The sequence below is a fragment of the Tissierella sp. QWL-11 genome, assembly GCF_058683765.1.
On sequence record NZ_CM178750.1, the window covers coordinates 133396 to 153997 of the forward strand.

General features: G+C 31.6%; 22 protein-coding genes. 3 read left to right on the forward strand and 19 right to left on the reverse strand.

Annotated features, from left to right (window positions below; translation table 11 throughout):
• From AC4PG3_RS00665 to AC4PG3_RS00710, 10 genes are all read right to left on the reverse strand, one after another.
• Positions 1-1152 carry a double-cubane-cluster-containing anaerobic reductase gene (locus tag AC4PG3_RS00665; RefSeq protein ID WP_492197164.1) on the reverse strand — a complete coding sequence of 384 codons (1152 nt, stop codon included), beginning with the start codon at positions 1150-1152 and terminating at the stop codon, positions 1-3.
• Positions 1153-1320: 168 nt separating this feature from the next.
• Positions 1321-2154 carry a phosphoenolpyruvate hydrolase family protein gene (locus AC4PG3_RS00670; protein ID WP_492197165.1) on the reverse strand — a complete coding sequence of 278 codons (834 nt, stop codon included), beginning with the start codon at positions 2152-2154 and terminating at the stop codon, positions 1321-1323.
• Between the two features lie 12 nt (positions 2155-2166).
• The gene (locus tag AC4PG3_RS00675; protein ID WP_492197166.1) at positions 2167-3381 is read right to left on the reverse strand and encodes a Tm-1-like ATP-binding domain-containing protein; all 1215 of its coding nucleotides are present in this window, start codon (positions 3379-3381) and stop codon (positions 2167-2169) included.
• A gap of 166 nt (positions 3382-3547) precedes the next feature.
• On the reverse strand, positions 3548-3859 hold the full coding sequence (locus AC4PG3_RS00680) for a dockerin type I domain-containing protein (RefSeq protein ID WP_492198178.1): 312 nt from the start codon (positions 3857-3859) through the stop codon (positions 3548-3550).
• 37 nt (positions 3860-3896) lie between these two features.
• The gene (locus tag AC4PG3_RS00685) at positions 3897-5369 is read right to left on the reverse strand and encodes a flotillin family protein (protein WP_492197167.1); all 1473 of its coding nucleotides are present in this window, start codon (positions 5367-5369) and stop codon (positions 3897-3899) included.
• A 456-nt stretch (positions 5370-5825) separates the two neighbouring features.
• The gene (locus tag AC4PG3_RS00690; protein WP_492197168.1) at positions 5826-6380 is read right to left on the reverse strand and encodes a CD3072 family TudS-related putative desulfidase; all 555 of its coding nucleotides are present in this window, start codon (positions 6378-6380) and stop codon (positions 5826-5828) included.
• A 23-nt stretch (positions 6381-6403) separates the two neighbouring features.
• Positions 6404-7420, reverse strand: coding sequence for an ABC transporter ATP-binding protein (locus AC4PG3_RS00695; protein WP_492197169.1), 1017 nt, complete (start codon positions 7418-7420; stop codon positions 6404-6406).
• Positions 7421-7458: 38 nt separating this feature from the next.
• Entirely contained in the window at positions 7459-8475 is a 1017-nt protein-coding gene (locus AC4PG3_RS00700) for an ABC transporter substrate-binding protein (RefSeq protein WP_492197170.1), read from the reverse strand.
• 34 nt (positions 8476-8509) lie between these two features.
• A complete protein-coding gene (locus AC4PG3_RS00705) occupies positions 8510-9304 on the reverse strand; it encodes an ABC transporter permease (RefSeq protein ID WP_492197171.1) in 795 nt (264 codons plus the stop codon).
• A 247-nt stretch (positions 9305-9551) separates the two neighbouring features.
• Entirely contained in the window at positions 9552-10559 is a 1008-nt protein-coding gene (locus AC4PG3_RS00710) for an Rpn family recombination-promoting nuclease/putative transposase (RefSeq protein WP_492197172.1), read from the reverse strand.
• Positions 10560-10802: 243 nt separating this feature from the next.
• Between AC4PG3_RS00710 and AC4PG3_RS00715 the strand changes: the two genes are divergently transcribed.
• A complete protein-coding gene (locus AC4PG3_RS00715; RefSeq protein ID WP_492197173.1) occupies positions 10803-11324 on the forward strand; it encodes an N-acetylmuramoyl-L-alanine amidase family protein in 522 nt (173 codons plus the stop codon).
• Positions 11325-11394: 70 nt separating this feature from the next.
• Here the strand turns inward: AC4PG3_RS00715 and AC4PG3_RS00720 are convergent.
• From AC4PG3_RS00720 to AC4PG3_RS00740, 5 genes are all read right to left on the reverse strand, one after another.
• Positions 11395-12953, reverse strand: a protein-coding gene (locus AC4PG3_RS00720) for an IS3 family transposase (protein WP_492195962.1) whose coding sequence is annotated in 2 segments (ribosomal slippage) — positions 11395-12299 and positions 12299-12953 — 1560 coding nt in all. Because the reading frame shifts where the segments join, the coding sequence is not laid out codon by codon here.
• 118 nt (positions 12954-13071) lie between these two features.
• Positions 13072-14307, reverse strand: a complete 1236-nt coding sequence (locus AC4PG3_RS00725; RefSeq protein WP_492197174.1) for an ArsB/NhaD family transporter — start codon at positions 14305-14307, stop codon at positions 13072-13074.
• 69 nt (positions 14308-14376) lie between these two features.
• The gene (locus AC4PG3_RS00730) at positions 14377-14868 is read right to left on the reverse strand and encodes a nucleoside recognition domain-containing protein (protein ID WP_492197175.1); all 492 of its coding nucleotides are present in this window, start codon (positions 14866-14868) and stop codon (positions 14377-14379) included.
• A complete protein-coding gene (locus tag AC4PG3_RS00735) occupies positions 14865-15512 on the reverse strand; it encodes a nucleoside recognition domain-containing protein (protein WP_492197176.1) in 648 nt (215 codons plus the stop codon). Before AC4PG3_RS00735 ends, AC4PG3_RS00730 begins: the two co-directional genes overlap by 4 nt.
• Before the next feature lie 14 nt (positions 15513-15526).
• Positions 15527-16699 carry a M20 family metallopeptidase gene (locus tag AC4PG3_RS00740; protein ID WP_492197177.1) on the reverse strand — a complete coding sequence of 391 codons (1173 nt, stop codon included), beginning with the start codon at positions 16697-16699 and terminating at the stop codon, positions 15527-15529.
• 353 nt (positions 16700-17052) lie between these two features.
• Here AC4PG3_RS00740 and AC4PG3_RS00745 point away from each other — a divergent pair, with 353 nt between their 5' ends.
• Positions 17053-17466: a helix-turn-helix domain-containing protein gene (locus AC4PG3_RS00745; protein ID WP_492197178.1), complete on the forward strand. Its 414-nt coding sequence runs from the start codon at positions 17053-17055 to the stop codon at positions 17464-17466.
• A gap of 127 nt (positions 17467-17593) precedes the next feature.
• On the opposite strand, the gene AC4PG3_RS00750 is transcribed toward AC4PG3_RS00745, so the two are convergent.
• The 4 genes from AC4PG3_RS00750 to AC4PG3_RS00765 form a co-directional block, all read right to left on the reverse strand.
• Entirely contained in the window at positions 17594-17830 is a 237-nt protein-coding gene (locus AC4PG3_RS00750) for a hypothetical protein (protein WP_492197179.1), read from the reverse strand.
• Positions 17784-17930, reverse strand: a complete 147-nt coding sequence (locus AC4PG3_RS00755; RefSeq protein WP_492197180.1) for a formyltransferase family protein — start codon at positions 17928-17930, stop codon at positions 17784-17786. Before AC4PG3_RS00755 ends, AC4PG3_RS00750 begins: the two co-directional genes overlap by 47 nt.
• On the reverse strand, positions 17931-18053 hold the full coding sequence (locus tag AC4PG3_RS00760; RefSeq protein WP_492197181.1) for a hypothetical protein: 123 nt from the start codon (positions 18051-18053) through the stop codon (positions 17931-17933).
• Between the two features lie 320 nt (positions 18054-18373).
• Entirely contained in the window at positions 18374-18715 is a 342-nt protein-coding gene (locus AC4PG3_RS00765) for a DegT/DnrJ/EryC1/StrS family aminotransferase (RefSeq protein WP_492198179.1), read from the reverse strand.
• Between the two features lie 183 nt (positions 18716-18898).
• On the opposite strand from AC4PG3_RS00765, the gene AC4PG3_RS00770 reads away from it, so the two are divergent.
• A complete protein-coding gene (locus AC4PG3_RS00770) occupies positions 18899-20239 on the forward strand; it encodes an ISNCY family transposase (protein ID WP_492196949.1) in 1341 nt (446 codons plus the stop codon).
• The last annotated feature ends 363 nt before the right edge of the window (positions 20240-20602 follow it).

The following is a 20602-nucleotide window of genomic DNA, read 5'->3' on the forward strand; positions in this document are numbered from 1 at the left end:
TTACACCAACATTTCAATAAAAGCTGCAAGTCTTGTTTTTAATTGTGCTACATCAGCAATTGAATAATCAGTCTCTACGCTGATAAAAGGAACATTTTTCTCCTGCATCAATTTTCTAATTTGTGAAGTTTCTATTGCATAAGTATGGCAGGCCTGTAAAGTCATTTCAACAACTCCATCGACTTTAAATTCTTCTATACTCTCTGATAAAAGTTCATATCTATTGGTATCTGGTGTCATTACAGAGCAGCCTATTTGTAGATATCTATCAGCTATAGCTTTATATGGGCTTTCACTTTCATCAACTAGTCTACTGGCAGTCTTAATTCCAACACAATTTTCATAGCCTACCACAACACCACCAGATTCTTCAATTGCAGTTACAACTTTTTCTGTAACTCCAGATAGAGGACATCCAGTAATCAATATTCTCTTAGCTTTTTTTGAAACATTTTCTATACCGTCTTCATAATCCGTTTTTATTTTATTTATTATCTCTCTTAGCTCTTTATTCTTTTCTTCATAATCAAATTTAAATTGAGAACCATATAAAACTTTTAATTGTTCAGTACCTGTTATAGGTGGTGGACAGGATTTACTAAGACCATAAAATTCTTGTAAAAGCTTTCTTTCTTCATTTTTAATTGCTATTGCCTTTTTAATGTCTTCATCAGTTATTGTGACATCAAAATCTCTCTCAACTTTTTCTTTTAATGCTAAAACTTCTTTATACCACATATCCTTAGAAACTTCATCATTTTGAGTTTGAGGAAGTTGCATGACATGAACATTTTTTATTTCTCCTAGTAGCTCGTACATTTTTTTCTTACCATCACAAGTTGTTTCTCCAACAATCATATCAGCAAAATACATATAAGGACATTTTTCTGTAATAGCAAATCCATAACTAGATTTAATTAAAGGACAAAGATTACTTGGTAAAATCTTTTCTGCTTCTGGTATGGTTTCATCGCTAAAAGAACATATTCCAACTGGTACTGCCTTAGCTGCTAAAAAGATTTCAACTGGTGTGTATGTACAAAATGTCCCTACTACCTTTTTCCCTTCATCTTTTAAATTCTTAACAGCTAAGAACCCTTCTTTTCTTGCATCTGCAAAGCTTTCAAATGTACTTGGTAAACTATTTCCCATAATTTTTTCCCTCTTTCCCTTTAATATTCTTTACACTACAAATCATATTATCATAGGATATTTTAGTAATCCAATTAGTAAAACTTATACATTTTTATTTTGTATTAGTATTTTAAATAATAAAAAGCTGTAAATAGAAGAATTTTAATCCTCTATCTACAGCTTTTGTTATAATTTGCTTTTTATGTCTTTAAATTTCTTAGCTTGTTCTTTGATTGCTCTTTCTGCTGCAAATCTTTCTATGCTAGATGCTCCAAAGAATCCATCTACACCTTTAGTTCTTTTTAGAATATATTCTGCATCTTCAGGATCTGCTATTGGCCCCCCATGACAAAGTACCATAATATCAGGATTTACCTCTTTACCTGCATCGCATATATCCTGTACTCTCTTTACTGAATCATCTAATGTTAAAGCTGTTTGAGCACCTATAGTTCCCTTTGTAGTTAATCCCATATGAGCTACTAGTATATCGGCACCAGCTTCAGCCATTTTTTTAGCTTGCTCAGTATCAAATACATATGGAGTAGTCAACATACCTAGTTCATTTGCCTTTCTAATCATATCAACTTCAAGGTCATATCCCATTCCTGTTTCTTCTAGATTTTGTCTGAATGTACCATCTATTAGACCCACTGTAGGAAAGTTTTGTACTCCTGCAAATCCTTGGTCTTTCAATTGTCTTAAAAATACATCCATCACTCTAAAAGGATCAGTACCACATACACCTGCTAGTACTGGAGTTTCTTTTACTACAGGAATCACTTCTGTTCCCATCTCCACTACTATCTTATTTGCATCCCCATATGGAAGTAATCCTGCTAAAGATCCTCTACCTGCCATTCTATATCTACCTGAATTATATATAATAATTAAGTCTACACCACCAGCTTCTCCACTCTTGGCAGATATGCCTGTCCCTGCACCTGCACCAAGTATTATTTCTCCCTCTTCTACTTGTTTTTTTAGTCCTTTAATTATCTCTTTTTTATCTTTAAACATTTGCTTTACACCTTACCTTTCAATTAATTCGAGTAATTTTTTAGCTGCTGTTAAGGCAAATTCATCATCATTAATATTATTGTCCATTTCTATTAGTTCTACTTTTTCCCTATCTATATTTTCTCTTATTACAGAAAATAAAGTTTCATCTTCCTTTTCCCCATAGAAAGGTTGACCTTTAGCATCTATCATAGATACTCCTTTAAGTGGCAACATTAAAGCAGTAGGACCTTTTGTTTGATTTAGCTTTTGATATATTATTTTTCCTAGTTCTCTATTTTCTTCCTCATTAGTTCTCATAAGTGTTACAGTCGGATTATGTTTATATAAATTTCTATCTCTAAATTTTTCTGGAACTGTTTCAATGGGACCAAAATTCACCATATCCAGCGCCCCTACTGAAACTACTTGAGGTACGCCTTTCTTTCCTGCTGCTTCTAGCCTATTTTTTCCTGCATTTAGTACTCCACCTACTAATTCATCACACCATTCTGTGGTTGTAAGGTCTAGAACTCCTTCAAAATATCCATCTTCAATTAATCTTTCCATAGTCTTGCCACCTGTACCTGTTGCATGAAATACCAATACCTCATATCCATTATCTTCAAGATATTTTCTTGCAGTATCTACAGCAGGTGTAGTTACTCCAAACATTGTAGCAGCTATCAATGGTTTCTTTTTTATTTCTTCATTATGCTCAAATTTTAACATTCCAGCCATAGCAAATGCAGCATTTTTAAATATAGTTGTAGAAATAGAGTTTAATCCTGATACATCTACTATAGAAGGATACATCATAATATCACTGGTGCCAACATATTGCTGTGTATTGCCAGATGCTACAGTAGATACCATTATTTTTGGAACTCCTATAGGAAGTGCTCTCATGGCTGGAGTCACTAGACTAGTGCCTCCACTTCCTCCTAGAGAAATTATTCCATCAAATTTACCATCAGCATAAAGCTTTGGAACTAGAATTTCCATAGCCTTGGCAAAACTCTCAGTAGCTAAAGCTCTATCTCTCTTTGATACTATTTCATTTATATCCATATCAATTTCTTTCAATACATCACTATTAGATATATCAGCTTTATACTCTGAGTCAAATACTCCACAGTTGATAGTAAGAGTCTCTAATCCTAATTCTTCAAAAATATTTTTTAAGTAAAAAAACTCTTCACCTTTTGAGTCAAATGTTCCTGCTATTGCTACTGTTTTCTTGTTCAAAGTAACTACCTCCTTATATAATAAAATCTTTAAACTTAATATACCCTAGTAAATAATATAAATAACTATTATAAATTTATCTTGTTATATTCTAAGATAAAAATATCGTATTCAAATTTATAAATTTGAATACGATATTTTTTAATCTAATTGCCTAGAATCATATCTATTTTTTAATATTTAATGTATTACTATTAAGGATATAATTTGTAAGAATCTCTATACCCTTTGTATCTATCATACCATCTCTATTTATATCAGCATAATAATATTCTACCGGATCATTGCCTATATTATAAGATACGATGCCTAAATCACTAACGTTGATTAAACCATCTCTGTTTACATCATATATATTTGCAATTGTAATTTTTTTAGAGGTAACCTCTGGAGTAAATAAAACAAACTCTGAAAGATTTGAATGAAATCTTTTAGAGTTTGTTTTATTTATTGGTTTTGTGGCTAATATAGCCTCAATATATTATAGAAATGTTTTTATAAAATAGTGCATTTTTTTATTCTAGGTCTTTGTTTTTATCTACTACAGTACTCGACTCTTCTGTAGGTTCTATTTTAGTTTTTTCATTTAATTCTTTTGTTGCAATTTTGCCACCTAAGTTTCCACCTAAGAAACCTGCTAACATTGATTTAACATCAACACCTAGACTGTCTGAGAATCCAGTAGTGATTTGAGTTGTAGCTTTTGTAATGTCTTCAACCATTTTAGCAGTATTTCCTGATCCATACATTGTGATGCTGTCTACATTATTTAGTGGGCTTGCAACATTCTTTGCAATTTCAGGAAGTGCATCAAAAAACATTTCAAGAATTGCTGCCTCTTTCATCTTAGCCATAGCCTCTGCTTTCTTGTCTATTCCTTCTGCCTCGGCTAATCCTTTGGCTTTGATACCTTCTGCCTCTGCTAAATTTATGGCTTGTATACCGATAGCTTCTTCTTCTTTCGCAACTCTATTAGCTTTAGCTCTTTCAATCTCAGCTTTAGCTTTATTAGTTGTTTCATAAAGGTCAGCATCGGCTATCTTAACTCTTGCGTAACTTTCAGCCTCAGATTTCTTTTTAATTTGTGCGTCAAGTTTTTGCTCTTCAATTCTAACTTCTCTTTCTTGAAGTTCAATTTCTTTTTCTTGCTTTGCTAAGTTTGCATCTGCTGATGCTATCTCTATAAGTTTTCTTTGGTTTTCTCTTTGTATCTCATAAGCTGAATCAGCCTCAGCTTTTTTGGTATCTGCACTTTGTTTAAGTTCAGCCTCTTTGATGTTTAATTCATGTTGTTTTTCAGCAATCTCTTGTTTAGACTTCACTTCTTCGTCATTAGATTCTTTGTTTGCTTTTGCTTGAGCGATTTTTACATCTCTTTCTGACTCAGCCCTTACAATTGATGCGTCTCTTTTGATTCTAGCAGTATTTTCAACTCCTAAATCAGCTATAATTCCGTTTTCGTCCCAAAAATTTTGAACATTAAAGGAGACAATCTCTATTCCCATCTTCTGCATATCAGGAACAGCATTTTTTTGAACTTTGTCAGCAAAAGCTTGCCTATCAGATATCATATCCCTCAAGGTCATAGTACCTATAATTTCTCTTATATTACCCTCTAAGACATCCGTAACCATATTCATTATGTAATTTTCATCTTTGTTTAAAAAATTCTGAGAAGCTAATTTAACAAGTTCAGGTTCATCTGAAATTTTAGCAACTACTACTGAGTCTACAGATACATCAATAAATTCATTTGTTGGTACAGGTTTTTCTGTTTTGACATCAATTTTAACAACCTGTAGTGTTAATCTGTCTTTTCTTTCAAAAAATGGAATTTTGATTGTAGCTCTTCCAGTTATGTATCTCGGTTCTCTTTTATAACCAGAGATAATAATCATTTCATCCGTACTTGCCTTTACATATCCTGTTATAATAATTAATAGTAGTATAATTACTCCTATTACACCAGCTGTTAGTCCAATCGTCATTTTAAACACTCCTTTTTATTTTTAATTTATATCTAAATACAATTATAATTTGTATTTTTGATACTTAAGTTTCCAAGAATTAAGCAAATATTTAATTAAATATTGACTTATTTTGTGTTAGGTTTTTATCCTTGTGTAGTAACCTATCCAGTACAATTTATTGTAAAGACATTGTATCACAATAAAAATATGTGCTCAACAATATTAATTTAGTTTATGTGAGTTATGACTAAATGATAATCATTTTTAAAAAAATGGGTGTAATATTATTTTAAGTAAAATAAAGAGAACTATGAAACCATGGGTTCTCATTATATGACTGCTTTTACAAAAATATGTTTCTTTGGTTTCATCAATTATATTTGTTATTGTTGTAATAAATAAAAAACTGTAAATAGAAGAATTTAATTCCCTATCTACAGCTTTAGATGTTAAAGACCTAACACTATTGCCTTTTTATTTGTTTAAAAAACTCTTTATGTCCTCTAAAGAACTAAATACATCATTTTCATTTATACCTATAAATGGAATACTAATACTATACTCTTCCATATACTTCTTTAACTCCTCCATAAAAACCCCAGGACTATCTATTTCCTTTAAATCTTTAATCCTGTGATTTATATCATCCTTAGAAGAGTCATCTCCTTCCCAATCTCCAGAGCAAGTATAGTTTACTCCACAACTAGGACTACCATCTATTCCAATAACTCCTACTACTTCATATCCTGTATCCAAATAACTCTTAGTTTGTCCAATTATAGGTTTTAGCATATCTCTACAATTTTCTCTAAAAAATAAGGTATCAAATTGCTCCTTTACATGACCCCATCTCTTAATCCCATACATTATCATCTCAGGACAAGGAAGCTGAATAACTCCTATACCTTTATCATAAATCATATCCAATATCTCTTTGAAAATTCCTTCATACTGACTTAAGCCTTCTACTTTGGAATTAGAGTTCAATATACAATGAGAAACCAATATAATTTTTTTCTTCCTTTTCATATAACCACCTCTTGTCCAAAATTTTATTTATAAATCAATAGTGACTTTTTATTTACCCTAAAAAATACCTGCTGACCTAATTCATAAAAATCCTTGCCATCATTTAAAACATCTATATTTACAAAATTATTATTTGACTCAACACTATATCTAATAACATTTCCCTGGGGAATAATGTTTTTTATAGTGCCACAGAAATTATAATATCTTTTATCTACTGGATATTTAATACTTGAAATTTCAATAAGCTCTGGGCGAATAACGATATCACCCTTATCCTCATGCTTTTCACTATTTAGTCTTGAAAAATCTTCACCTGAAAAAATATTATAATTACCAATAAATTCAGCTACAAAGCTATTTTTAGGATTATTATAAAGTTCTAAAGGATTTCCCGATTGCTCTATAACCCCATTTTTCATTAAATGTATAGTGTCTGACATAGTCATAGCTTCATCTTGATCATGAGTAACAAAAATAGAAGTCATATCCAATTCCTTATGAAGCTCCTTTATCCTAGATTGAAGAGATTTTCTAAGCTTAGCATCTATAGCACTTAAAGGCTCATCTAATAGAAGAACCTTTGGCCTAGTAACAATACATCTAGCCAATGCAACTCTTTGCTGCTCTCCTCCAGAAAGCTGTGAGGGATACTTTTTTTCTTTTCCTTCTAAATCAACCATCTTAATAGCTTCTTTTACTTCTTCGTGGATGATGTCTTTGCTCATTTTTTTCATTTTCAATCCAAAAGCTATATTTTTATACACATTTAAATTTGGGAAAAGACTATATTGTTGAAAAATCATACCTACATTTCTAGATCTAGGATTTACATTAGTAATTTCTTTACCCTCAAGAAAAATCTTACCACCACTAACCTTTTCCAATCCTGCAAGACACCTTAATAAAGTACTCTTGCCACATCCTGAAGCTCCTAGCAATGTGGCAAATTCTCCTTTTTCAACTGATAAATTAGTCTTCTTTAAAACATGATTTTCACCATAGTATTTTTCTATATCTTGGAAAACTATATACGACATAATTATCCCTCAAATCTACTCCTATAATATAAGAGTTCTTATTCTATATTTAAACTTTCCTTGGCATTATTTACATATTCTATATCAATAATATTTTCATATCCAATAGGCTCTTCTATTATTCCTTGTTCTAAACAAAATCCTTCAATAGCCTCATATCCTTCTTTGCTATAATTTCCATTTATTGTCAAGGAATCTCTTAAAATACTTATGATCTCTACCATATCTTTGCCTTCAAACATAGGGGCTACAAGTTCTGCAATCTCTTCATCTGTATGCTCTGTTTGCCATTGAATAGCTCTCATAGAAGCATTTACAAACTTTTGTACAGTCTCAGGATTCTCTTCAGCAAACTTTCTAGTAACAGTAACCATTTGAGATTCATAGAATTCAGTACCATATATAGCCTTATGTTGCTCTGAATCCATAGTATTAATTAAAACATTTGCTCCTATATCATTTAACTTATTTATATAAATACCATCAAAATAAGCAGCAGAAATAGTACCTTGCTCAAGAGCAGCTAAGGCAGCTCCATACTCCATATTAATCCACTCAACATCATTTACAGTTAATCCTGCTTCCTCTAAAGCTGAAGCAACAAAAGAATAAGGTGCTGACCCTGGCATACCACCAAAAATAGCTTTTCCTTTTAAATCTTTTATATCAGTAATTTCAGAATTAGTAGCAAACATATATTGCTTACTTCTAACAGTTGGTAAAACTATAGTAGACTCTAGACCCTCATCAAAAGCACGTAAAACAGGCTCTGTTGAAAGCATACAAAACTGAGAATCCCCTGCATGCATTCCTTGAAAAGCTATAGGTCCATCTTTATATACGACAAACTCTGTTTCTAAACCTTCATCTTCAAAATATCCTAACATCTCAGCAGCATAAACTGGTAACCAAGATTCTCCACGCATTTCAGAAATAATTATTTTTTCAAGTTCATCATTACCCTCTCCACTAACATCATCACTTTTTGATGTACAAGCAGTACCCAAAGAAATTATTAAAATAAATAATACAAATACTTTTAAATATTTTTTCATTCGTTATTCCTCCTATTAATTATTTACTATTACTCTAATTTTCATCATTCTCAATAGCTAAATCTGCCCTTCCTCTCCAACGAAGTAAATACTCTTCGATCTTATCAAGAAAGAAATTTAAAAATATACCCACTACAAGCAATATAAAAATACAGGACATAACACGGGCAATATTAAAAAAAGAACTTGCATATGCTATCATCCATCCAAAGCCTGCTGATGATCCTATGTACTCTCCAATAATAGCTCCAACTAAACTAGAGCCAACTCCTACACGAATTCCTGATAATATAAAGGGCATACTAGATGGTAAAACTACATGTACCAAAGTCTGTATTTTTCCAGCACCTAATAAATTAGCTGATTCAACTAATTTAAGATCCACATTTTGAATACCTGCATAAGTAGAAAAAAATACATGAAAAAACACCATGAGAGCTGCAAGAAAAACTTTGGATGCAATACCTAAACCAAACCATAAAATATATACTGGTGCCAAAGTCAATTGGGGAATTCCATGAATAGCTGTAATAATAGGTAAAAGTATCTTAGCTAAACTTTTAAGTTGTCCTAATGCTAAGCCAACTACAATTCCAACAATAGAACCATAAAACAATCCTAAAAAAGCTTCCTTTAAAGTTATAGATGCGTGTTTTACCAAATCTCCACTTGCATAAAATTCAATTAAATCCTTAAAAATTTCACTTGGATAACTAGTAAAAAGAGGATTGTACAATTTAATTCTACTTGACCATTCCCAAAATATTAAAAAAGCCCCAATCAATGCTAATCTTATAATAATTATAGAATGCTTTTTCCCCTTAACCATAGCAGACCTCCAATCTAGGGTATTCCTTGAGTAGTTTTAACACTACAAATCATATTATCATAGGATATTCTAGTAATCCAATTAGTAAAACTTATACTTATTTTTTTAGTATTAATATTTTAAATACTAAAAAAGCTGGAAATAGAGAAATTTTAATCCTCTATCTACAGCTTTGAATTAGCATTGTATTAAATAGGTTGTTAAGTTAGTCACCTGAAAGTTAAGTGCTTGAAATTGTAGCTTATGTTTATCTTAAATACTTATTTAGGTCATCCAGACTTTCATATAAAAATATGTCGTCAATTAAAATCTCTAAAGTATCAGCATCTAATTTGTCTAGTTTTTCTATCATACCATTTGGTAAAACCCCAAATTTTTTGGTCAGTAGTCTAATTGACGTTTTTAAAAGAGTTTCTTGTCTTCCTTCTTTTAATCCTTCTTTTAACCCCTCTTTTAATCCTTCTCGTCTAAGTCTTTCAGCAGTAGTCATGATTAAATCACTCCCTTCTGGATAAACTCTTTCTACTTCTTTTATTATTTCTATAATATCTTCTTGGTCAAAACTTTTTCCTGCACTAAACACATATCTTAAAAAGGTTTCAAAGTATTCTACTCCAGTTTCTTTATCTTCCAATTCTCTAAGATATTGTCCTGCTAGAGTTATAGTCTGTTTTATACCTTCTTTGTCTTCTATAAATATATCTCTAAATATTGTAAGAATTATCCTAAGCTGTGCTATCCCTTTTATATCTTCATCTCTATATCTTGAAATATCATATAATAGATATTCATAATTTGGTATAAAGGCTTTTATATCATCTGTAAGATTTTCATATCCTTCTATCATTTCTCCTAGAGTTGTCCTTATATTCCATCTTTCTCTACCATGATATATAACTAGTGGTATTATTATTGGAAGACTACTAGATTTTTCATCTTTAATTTTGGACTCCCAAATTTCTACCATATATTTTAATAATTGAAATGATATGTTTTTACTTCTAAAACTTTTGTGTTCAAATAAAAAATAGATATATCCTCTTTTATTGCTTATATTTACCCCAAATAATAAATCTGAAAAAGTTTCATTTAATTTCTCATCTATAAAACTATCTTTTTCTGGCTCCAACGTATTAATATCTATTATATTTAAAATACTTTGTGGCAAATAATTACTTATAAAGTCTTTTGCAACTTCAATATTAGAAAATGTTTCTTTAAACATTTTGTCATGCGAGTTTTTTATTTTCAACATACCACCTCCTAATTATATTATACAGTAAACACAAATAATATGCTATTGTTTAATAAGTTTGAAGTATCATAAACAACCAGAATCGAAACTAATTGATAGAAAGGATATATGTATTTTATAGTGAATAAAAAAGCTGTAGATGTTAATTCCTTCCTTAATCCTATAATTCCATTTCTCAATAGTAAATCTATCCATATCCTTTTATTTATATTATATAGATTAAAATAAGGAGATGAATAAAATATGGTTAGACTATGCTTTGACTATGGTCATGGTGGAAGAGATCCTGGAGCTATCTACAAGGGCAGATATGAGTCACATGACAATGTGGATATAGGGACTAGGGTTGCTAAGATATTGAGAGGACATGGACTTGTAATAGATGAAATTAGGACAGAAGATGATACTGTCAGTCTATGGGGAAGGATTAGATTTGAAAATAGAAATAGCTATGATTACTTTATATCCTTTCATAGAAATGCTTTTAAACCTGAAAAATCTAAAGGTGTGGAAACCTATATCTATTTGACTAAAAATAAAAGGGCATTTGCTTTAGCTAAGAAAATACAGAAGAATCTATCCAATATTGGATTTATAAATCGTGGAGTAAAATTAGCTAATTTCTATGTATTGAGAAATACCAAAGCTCCTGCTCTACTTATTGAGTTGGGGTTTATTGACAACACATTGGACAATAAACTATTTGATGAAAAAAAGGATAAAATAGCTAAAGCTATAGCCAAGGCTATAATTGAGGCTATTTAAGAAAGACCCCTTTGGATTTTACTATGAACAGCACCCTGTCAAGTAGACAGTGGAAATAATAAAAACAATCTTAAGCAGCCAAGGCTCGATATTCTATCGGGCTGAGGCTGTTTAGTCTTTTTTGCAGTCTCCTATGATTATAAAAACAAATATATTTATCTATATCATTTTTTAGTTCTTCATATGATTTGTATTTATTTAAATAATATTTTTCACATTTCAAAGTTCCCCAAAATGCTTCCATAGGTCCATTATCAATGCATCTCCCTACCCTTGACATGCTTTGGGTCATTCCTGTTGATTCCAACCTTTTCTTAAATCCATAAGATGTATATTGATAACCTCTGTCGCTATGAATTATAGGATTGGCACCTGGATTAGATTTTATAGCCAAATCTAATGTTTCAAATACTAATTGATTATCATTTCTATGTCCTACTACATAAGCCACTATGCTGTTATCATATAGATCTAATATTGCACTTAAATATGCTTTCTTACCATATCCATATTTAAGTTCTGTTACATCTGTAACCCATTTCTCATTTGGTATTGATGCGGAAAATTCTCGATTCAAGATGTTTTCTGCAACAAATAGTGGTGTTGATTTTACATACCTTTTCTTTTTTTTACGAATTACAGATTTTAGTCCAATCACCCTCATCAAGCGATATATTCGCTTATGATTGTAGTTCATATTCAATCTGCGATTAAGATGCATGGTAATTCTTCTATAGCCATAGATCCCATTTACTTCTTCATAAAGACTTATCATTTCTTTTATCAGCATTTCATTTTCTTTTTCTAACTCCGTTTTATCTCTATTAAGCCACTTATAATATGAAGAACGAGCAATATTTGCAACTTTACATAGTAATGATATAGAGTATTTGTTTTCTTTATTAAGCTTTTTTATTACAAGATATTTATTTTCTTGTCTAATACTGCTTAATACCGCCTCCCTTCTAGTTCCTGCAGCTTTTTTAAGAATGCATTCTCCGCCCTTAATCTTTCATTTTCCTTTTCTATTCTTTTCATAGCAAGTTTAATTTTTTCTTCCGATGTAAGCTCTGATTCTACTTTGTTTCTTCCTCTTTTATCTACAAGAGCATCTTCTCCGTATTCTTCAAATTTTCTAACCCATCCATAAACTTGCTGATAGGAAACATCAAATGTTTCAGCAGTTAGCTGATAGCTTTTATTGTTACCAATGCAATATTTTACAATTTCAATTCTTTCTTCTAATGTGGTAGATCTTCCTTTAGTCATAGATTGGCTCATTCCTTTTCCAGTATCTTTTAATTCCCTATGACTATTATACCTCTTAATCCACTTTCTAAGAACACTCTTATCTGATATTTCATATTTATCAGCGATATTACCTAATGAATACTCTCCTGAAAGATAATCTAAAACGGCTGATTCCTTTAATTCCTTTGAATATTTCTTCCATGTTTTTGATTTTTCTAATCCTTGAAATCCATACTTTTCATAGCATTTCTTCCAATGGTAAAAAGTAGATTCATTAATCCTATAAAATCTACACAAGCCTGCAATTGAAATATATGAATTCTCGTATTCCATTAATATATTAAATTTTTCTTCTGCTGTATATTTTATTTTTGACATGAAAATACTCCCCTTTCAGTATCAGATTTTTGTTTTTAAATCTGTCTACCTTAAGGGGAGCATATCATTTTACTCCATTGGGGTCTATCTATTTAAATTATAGTTACCTAGAATCACACTAAAAATGACTTGTGAACAAATTGTATAGCCCTAGCCAACCTAGTACACCAGCAAATAAAACTCCTACAATTCCAATTATTAATAATTGAGTAAATAATTTTTGCCTATTATTTTCTTCAATTGTAGATGTTAGGGTTAATGCACCTAATGTAGATAATGGGCTAAAAGTAACTATATGAGCCCCTACCACTAACCCTACCATTAAGGCATAGGGATTTGCACCAGTTTTAGATACTATATTAGGTATAGTTGGAATCAAAGTTGGCATAACAACTCCCGAAGCACTTGAAACTGCTGACATAAGTCCACTAATTACAGCCAATATTCCTGGAGCTGTTTTTTCCGTCATTAAACCTCCAAAAATATTAGATAGCATGTCTATTCCTCCAGCAACATCAATTACATTAACTAATATTGCAACTCCCGAAATTAATATTAATGTTGTCCATGGTATACCAAGAATTGCATCCCCCTGATTGACAACTCCTAAAAGCAATAGTATTGCAGCACCTGAAAATGCTGTAAGTCCTATATCCCATTTTAAAAACAGGATTGCAAATATTACTAATAGCAAAATCATTATTGTCTTCTTTTGTTTATCATCAAATTTTATATCCTTTTTCTCCATAGAATCCTTTTTTCTCAACTTATAGCCACCTAATACTATATAAAATATTACTGCCAAAATTGTCATAACTAAAAGATTGGTTAAAAAAATAGCTCTTTCTGCATTTAACCCTTGTCCACCAGCAAGGGAATTTGCAATTGTTCCTGATGGAGATAAAGGCGACATGCCTCCTGCTAGAGAACCAGACATCACCATTGTTCCCATAAGAAGTTCTGGAATCCCTTCCTCCCTAGATAATTCCATTCCTATTGGTGCCATTAATGCAGTAATCACAATAGGCCCTGGACCTAATGCAGATATTACACAAGACAGGATAAAAAGAATAATGGGTAACAATTTAGGGTTTCCCTTTGTCATAACGCATATTTTCTTTGAAATCAACTCCAGGGTTCCGTTTACTTTAGCTATACTAAACAAAAATGTCATACCAAGTAATATGAAGAATAAATTAGTTGGCCAACCCTTTATAATATCTATGCTATTCATTTTCAACAAAAATTTCCCCAAGATGAAAGCAAAGAATATGCTTATAATCCCTGTATTGATTTTCTTTTTAAATCCTACAAAAATTGCCAGTACTAATACAACAAGTGCTATAGTTCCCATATTTCCTTTCCTACACCTCCAATCAATCCCAATGTTCTAATAACATCAGGATTGATTTATATGTGTTATTTACATTAATCCCATTAAGGTAAGTACTAATCTCATTAATAGCATTCCTAATATAGAGTCAATTATTGGTACTGCTAATAAAAGTCCTCTATACTTTGGATTAGTATCAGAAACCAAGACTATCCTTGCATAATGACCTATTAAAGTTCCCATTAGCATACTCGGCATTAAAAGTATTGTTGCCTGGGCTGCATTTATTACACCTTCTGAAAATAGATTTGCTGCAGTAGCTGCACCTGCTGCCTTTGCAAAAAATGCTGACAGCAATACTACAACAGATTCACCAGGGAGTCCAAATATCCCCATTACAGGGCCAAATACAACACCTAATAAATCTATTATCCCTGTAAGCTTAAAGACCTCAACGATTACATATCCTAATATCATAGCAGGCAAGATTTGTTCAAGACCTATATAGAGACCCTTTTTAGCTCCTCCCATAAAAACTTCTATAGCTCCATTTTTCTTCTTTTGTTTTGCTTGACTACTCATGAATTAACACCTGCCTTTTTTGCTTTCTTATTGTTTGACCTTATTATCAATCTTACTAAATTCGCTCCAAATACTTTACAAATCCACAATATTGCAATAATAGGTCCTACTGCCATTACTACAATAGGCAGTAAGGGTGCTTGGGTTCCTATGGTATTTAAGACAACAGCTGAACCAGCATACTGATAAGTTACAAATACAGTTCGTTGATCGTCTGTTATATGATTATTATCCACTAATTCCTTAGTCATAAAAGCAGCTATATCTGAGCTTGTAAATGATGATACAAAAGCTAGTCCTGCTGCCCCTGGTATACCTAATAAAGGCTTTAAAATAGGATTGAATAGTTTAGCTGCCGCTTTCATCCCACCCATATATTCAACTATATCTATTAAACCTACAGCTAAACAGGTTGTAGGAATCAAAGTCAGTGTAAATAAAAACCCATCTCTAGCCCCTGTTCCTCCAGTACCTTTAAAATTACCTCCATCTCCAATTTCTCCAAATTGTCCTATTAAGTTTGAAAGATCTAGGGCTCTTAATGGTCCCTCTGACTTTTGAAATATTCCTGAAAATATAATGATAAGAATAAATAGAGATATCCACCCCTTCCACCCTACTTTCTTTTCCATATCTTCACTCATAATTGTCACCTCTTTTATTCAAATTTTTTTAAATTCATTATAATTGTAGAAATTAACTTAGTTCTTTCTAGTAAAGAATCTACTAATGCATATTCTTTAGTAGTATGGTTCCATTGTCCCCTTACTCCAAAGGAACATAAAACAGGAGTCCCTGCCATAGTTATATAAGAAGCATCAGAACTACCACCAAGCCTTTTAGCTTCCATTTCTCCAAAACCATATTCCTTAGAAACCTCATTACAGAAATTATAAAATCTTAAAACATCTTCAGTTGTCTCATAAGCTGCCATGGAACTTGCAATCTCATATTTTGTTGAAGTTCCATCTATATATGTTTTACTGCAAACTTCCTCTATCTGTTGTTTTATTCCTTCCATTTCTTTAATATTTTCAAATCTAATATCTACTTCTACTTTACATTGACCTGGTATGGCATTGGATACTGTGCCTCCCTTTATTATGCCAATACTTATGGTTGTCCCTCTCTCTAAGTCTGTGAGTTTTTGTAAATCTATGATTTTATGTGCCATTTCTTCTATAGAATTTACTCCATTTGTAAAATCATTTCCTGCATGAGATTCTACTCCATTAACTATGATGTGATATTCCATTCTTCCCTTTCTACCAACACAAATGGAATTATCAATTAAGCCTGTCTCCATATTAAACCCACAAAGACCACCCTTGGCTTCTTTTAATATAAGTTCTGCACCTTTTGAATTTACATGTCCTATTTCTTCGTCTCCGGACAATATAACTTTTATTGGTCTTTTATCATAATTAATGCTATTTAATGCCTTGATGGCATATAGTGATATAGCTATACCACCTTTCATATCTAGGGCCCCTGGTCCATAAGCTTTTTTATCTTCTATCCTAAAAGGTTTCTCTCCAAATGTTCCAGTTGGGAAAACAGTATCCATATGTCCAGAAAAAACTATAGGTTGTCCTTTTCTTTCTGCACCTAGAGTCCCTACTAATGTCTTGCCATTTTGTGGACCAACATCTACTAATGTACAATCTAAACCTTCTTTTTCAAATGCTTGCTTTAAATATTCCCCTAATATATCTACAGATTCCTTCTCACCAGCATAACTCTCAAGATTTACGATTTGTTTCCAAAAGTCTATCATTTCATCCCTATTTTCGTCGATGTAATCATAGATTTGATTTAATTTGTTTTCCATTATATTAGCCCCCTTAGATTTATAGTTATTGATTTGTAAATATTGACACCAAATATAAGACTTAGATTCTTTACCATAATCCCATCTAACAACCTCCTAAGTAATAATTCAATTTGTAAACTTAAGTCAAAATTTAGGACTCCACCTCCCTTAAGAATAGAACTTATCTTCATATTTATTGTTTATTTGGTAATAATATTAGCTAATATTACCAATTGGTAATGATTGCCACCATTGTAACATACCATTTGGTAATATGTCAATATATTTATTATATTTTTGGTAATTTTAGTGATAGTAAGTACTATATAGCTTATAATATTGGTAAGATGCTCTTTAGGAGGAATAAACAAGTGGCAAGTATTGGAGAAAGAATACTTAATCTAAGAAAAGAACTAAATCTAAGTCAAAAAGAATTAGCTGAAAAAACTGGTATTACTGAAGCTAGTCTTTCACGATATGAAAATAATCTAAGAGAACCAAAGGCAGAAATAGTTATAAAAGTATCGGAAGTTTTGGGATGCTCCACTGATTATCTTCTTGGTCGTACTGACAATAAGATGCATTATACAAATAAATTAAATGATGATAGCAATCAATTTGAAAATTATAAAGAAGTGGAATCAAGGATTAGAGAAGTGTTATTAAGTGAAGAAATTATAGCAGAAAATGAACCTATTCCTAGTAATGTACTTGATAGGGTAATTAAATATGGTATAGAAGCCACTATTGAAATATTAAAGCTAGAGAAGAAGCTAGAAAAATAGATTATCAAGTTGTAAAATAAAAAAGCTGTATATAGAGAATTAATTCTCTATATACAGCTTTTGATGTTATTTGTATTTTGTTGTTAGGGTATTTGATAAGTTATTAAGTAAGTAACTGGAATGGTAACTACTTGCTAGCTGCTACCTCATCTAAAACTCCTACTTCTTTCTCAACTACCTTAACTAAATACTCAAGGAATTCTTCCCTAAGATCCTCTCTCCTAAGCGCTGTCTCTACAGTAGCTTCTAAAAATCCTTGCTTATTTCCAACATCATAACGCTTGCCTTCAAAGTTATATGCGTACATTTCCTCTACACTAGCAAGTTCTTTTAAAGCATCTGTACTCTGGCAATATGTCTCCATGTGTGTTAAAGATTCCTCGTCTAAATGAAACAATGACACCTTGAGGAATAATTTTGTTATATCGAACTGAAAAGCCAATATCAGGAGATAGCTCTTCCACCTATTCAAAGGATAAAATTGGACTTTTATTCTTTTTACTAAAGGTATAAGCTGATTCATCTTCTCTCCATGTAGATGTTAGTTGAGTACAACATACACCTAATAAGTCAACATCTTCCTTCATTACAATTTCTTCAAGACATCTTTCTGCTAATCCAATAGAACCAAAAAATAAAACTCTTTTGATAACTTCAGCTCTTCTGATTTCTCCATATTTTGAGAGTCATTTGACTGAATATAAATACTTTCCCTAACAAAAATCTTCCGGATCATTTTTAAAAGCATCTTGATGTCTAGCTAAATATTGAATTTTTCTACGTACTCAATATCAACTGGTATTCTCTCATCCAAGACACGGAGTTTCTTACTGTTACTTATGTTAACCCTGTCATCCCAGGATTCATTTCAAATCTTTTTCTTTGAAATTCAGAATACTCTTCATAATTACGTGGATGATTTAGTACTGGCAGTCTTGGTCCTACAAAGCTCTACTATTTTATCAATATCAGCAGATAATCCATATAGATGTACTACTATAACTGCCCTTATCTGTGGATATTTTTCAAAGACTTCTTCCAATTCCTTTGAATCCACATTCCATGTTTCATAGTCACTATCTATAAATACTGATGTTGCATTTTGGTAAATAATAGGATTTGCTGTAGCTGAGAAAATAAGATCTTGGCACAAATCAATATCACCTTTACCAACACCAGTAACTTTAAGTGCGAGGTGAAGATAACCATATTTTCTTCTATATGTTGTAATAGTAATAATTCTTTTAATTTATTTGTAGGGATAAAAAACTCCATATTCTTCTCCTTAATTGTTCGTTGTATAAACGATAATATCATAACATAAATTGTTGAGTTTGTAAATCATTACCTTTATTTAATGTAGTTATTCTATGATAATGTCATATTAAAATTATTCTGATAAAATGTCAGTATGAGAAAGGAAATATTTAATATGACACAAAAAGAAATCTCTAGGCTTAGAGTCATCAATCAAACTATTGATGAAGTATTAACTATTCGTGAAGCTGCTGAACTTTTGAACTTAAGTGAACGGCAAGTATTAAGGTTAAAGAAGGGAGTTAAGAGTGAAGGACCTGGGTTCATTATCCATAAAAATAGAGGTAGAAAGCCAAAGCATGCTACAACGGATGATATTAAGAATTTAATTGTTAAACTGAAACAAACAAAGTACAAAGAAGCTAATTTTAATCATTTTCATGAGTTAATAGAAGAACATGAAAGTATAATAATTAGTTATCCTACTGTGCATAGAATTTTAACTAAGGCTGGTATTAAAAGCCCTAAAAAACATCGTAAGCGAAGGGTTCACTATCGCAGAAAAAGAAAACCTCAAAAAGGAATGTTGGTTCAAATTGATGCTTCGCCACATAAGTGGATTATTGGTGGTGATTCTTTTGATATTCATGGTGCTATTGATGATGCTACTGGCGAAATTCTAGCTCTTTATTTTACTCCTAATGAGTGTATGGAAGGGTATTTTGAGATAGTTAGACAAATAGTTTCTAATCATGGTATTCCTACTAGTCTTTATTGCGATCGTCATGCAGTATTTGTGCCTCGTAATTATGATAAATTATCTATTGAGGATCAATTAGAAGGAAAAACTGTTAATTTAACTCAGTTTGGTAGGGCTATGGAGGAGTTAGGTATTAATACTATCAAGGCATATTCTCCACAAGCTAAGGGCCGAATTGAAAGGCTATGGGGTACTCTTCAAAGTAGATTACCTGTAGAATTTAAAATACATGGTATTAAAACTATTGAACAGGCTAATTCTTTTTTATCTGAGTTTATGATTAAGTACAACAAAAAATTTGGGGTTTCTCCTGAAGATAGTACTTCTGCATTTAGAAGTTTAGATTCTAGTATTAATCTTGATTATATTCTTTGTATTAAACAAGAGCGCACTATTATTGAAGGTTCTGCTTTTTCTTATGGTGGAAAGTATTATCAAATTGTGAAAAATGATAAAAAATCTAGTGCATTACCAAAAGCTAAATTAACCGTTTTGACTAGCGATAAAATTGGAGTGAAAGCTATGTATTCAGGTCTAGTTTACGATACAAGAGAGTTGAAGGAACGACCTAAAAAGGCAATTTCTCATCATCCTAAGGAAAAGATTTGTAAAGCTAAACCATCTAAAAATCATCCTTGGAGGGTAGATTTAGATAAAAAAACCATACCCTATAGAGAGAACAGTCTGTATGAACCAGATACAGAGATCGATGAGATCTTAAAAGGATTGTTCAACTCCACTAGGGCATGGGGGTAAAGAGATTTACTCTTTAGAATATCATACTTCATTTTAAGGCTCTTTTTCAAGGGTTTATTTTCTTATGCCTATTTTAAATTGGAAATTCATAAATACAAGTATTTAATCGTTTATGCCGCGAAAGCCTATTGATATGGGGTAGACCCCTCTGGTAAAATCTTGAGGCGGAAATACCGACTGCTACAGATTATTTTCGACATAGATGGGTGTCCAGAGGGGTTAGGGGCCCCATGTCAATAGGAGCGTGGAATAAATGCGATTCTTCTAAATACTAATAGTGACATTTTCATTGAATAAAGCTTTATACTTTTAGGTGACATTTTCACTGACTATTGACATCATTACCTTTATTTAATATTTAGT